The organism is Streptomyces pseudogriseolus (assembly GCA_002154585.1).
Taxonomy (GTDB): Bacteria; Actinomycetota; Actinomycetes; order Streptomycetales; family Streptomycetaceae; genus Streptomyces; species Streptomyces pseudogriseolus.
This window is the reverse complement of the sequence record MUNG01000628.1, coordinates 1-1,773: the sequence shown is the minus strand read 5'-3', so window position 1 is coordinate 1,773 and position 1,773 is coordinate 1. Positions and strand designations below refer to the sequence as shown.

Below are 1,773 nucleotides of genomic sequence, written 5' to 3'. Positions count from 1 at the left end.
GACGACCGCGCGCAGCAGCTCCATCACGGCGTGCCCGGTCTCGGCGTCGAGCTGGCCGGTGGGTTCGTCGGCGATGAGCAGGGCGGGGTTGTTGGCGAGGGCGCGGGCGATGGCGACCCGCTGCTGCTGACCGCCGGAGAGTTCGCCGGGCCGCTGGGCCGCGTGGTCGGCGAGGCCGACGAGGGACAGCAGCAGCTCGACGCGCTCCTCGCGCTCGCGGGGGTCCGCGCCGCGCAGCCGCAGCGGGACGCCGACGTTCTCGGCGGCGCTGAGGATGGGGATGAGGCCGAAGGACTGGAAGACGAAGCCGACCTGGTCGCGGCGCAGGGCGAGCAGACCCTCCTCGTCGAGGCCGGCGAGGTCGCGGCCGTCGACGTCGACCCGCCCCCGGTCGGGGGCGTCCAGGCCGCCGACGATGTTCAGCAGGGTGGTCTTGCCCGATCCGGAGCGTCCCTTGAGGGCGACGAGTTCGCCGCGGGGGATCTCGAAGGAGACGCCGCGCAGCGCGTGCACGGCGGCGGCGCCGGTGCCGTACGACTTGTGCACGTCCTCGACGCGCACCATGGCGTCGGTGACCGTCCGTCCCATGTGGATGTCTCCCCCCGTGAACCGGGCGCCAGTATCGCTGTCCGGCGCCCGGCCGATCAACAGGCTCAGGCGGGATTGTCGCCGTGGGTGAGGGTCTCCCAGGCGACGAACAGGTTGTTGGTGCCGGAGGGGCGGGTGCGCTCGGTCAGCGCCTGGGTGTTGGTCATGGCGAAGCCGAGGCGGTTGTGCATCGCGTTGTAGCCGACCTCGGTGACCGGGCCGAGGCCGAGGTGCAGGGTGCCTCCGCACAGCCAGCCCGGCACGGCCTCGCCCTGCTCGTACTTCGCCTGGAAGCCGAGCGCGTGCCGCAGCCGCTCGCCGACGTCGGTGCCGTAGAGGTCCTGGCCCTGGATGCGGCTGGTCTCGGCGATGTGCGAGATGGAGGAGATGCCGTAGCCGGTGTGCGTGAGGTCGCGGCAGGTTTCCTGGGTGAGGCCGGTGATGAAGGTGGACTGGTTCTGCCAGTACCGGACGATCTTGTCGCGGGTGTCGAGGTTCTGGCTGGGGACGGTCTTCGGCAGGGGCCCGTCGGAGGCCAGGTAGACGTAGGCGGCGGTACGGGTGCGGAACGTCGCCATGGCCTTGTCGTACGCGGCGCGGTCCTCCAGGAAGACGGAGATGCCGACGGCGGCCTCCATCATCGTCAGCTCCCAGTTGCCGTTGGAGTTCGAGCCGTTGATGATCTCGGGCAGGTAGACGTCGCGGAGCACGGTGGCGAACCGGCCGGAGTTCGCCCAGGTGCCGGGGTAGGTGTGCTTGACGATCTCGGCGGCCTTGGCCCAGGAGGAGCCGGCCCAGCCGGTCTGGAGCGGCGCGTTGGTGTTGGTGTGGTCGCGGATCACGGCGGACCAGGCGTCCATGAGCTGGATGGCCTTGGCCGCGTGGCGTTCGTCGCGGGTGACGTACCACAGGAGGGCCTGCGTGTACGCGGCGATGGCGTCCTCGCGCTCGTCGGTGCAGCCGAGGTTGGGGTTGGAGTACGAGCCGCACTCCACGACGGCGCGGGGCCTGGGCGTGCGGTTCAGGTCGGCGTACTTGCTCGCCGCCATGCGGTCGAAGGCGCCCTTCCAGGGCTGGGCGCCGGCCAGCACCTTGCCGCGGGCGAAGTCGAGCTGGCCCCGGGAGACGGTGACCCCGGGGTGCGTGAAGGTGGCCGGGGCGGCCTCGGCGGGCGGGGCGCCGGGG

At 71.9% G+C, this 1,773-nt stretch carries 2 protein-coding genes; both read right to left on the bottom strand.

What is annotated here, in order from left to right:
• On the bottom strand, positions 1-588 hold a 588-nt coding region (locus CCN29_RS33565; RefSeq protein ID WP_086686262.1), incomplete at its 3' end, for an ABC transporter ATP-binding protein.
• Positions 589-653: 65 nt separating this feature from the next.
• Positions 654-1,773 (bottom strand): alginate lyase family protein (locus CCN29_RS33560; protein ID WP_107481768.1); only part of this gene is annotated, 1,120 nt, incomplete at its 5' end.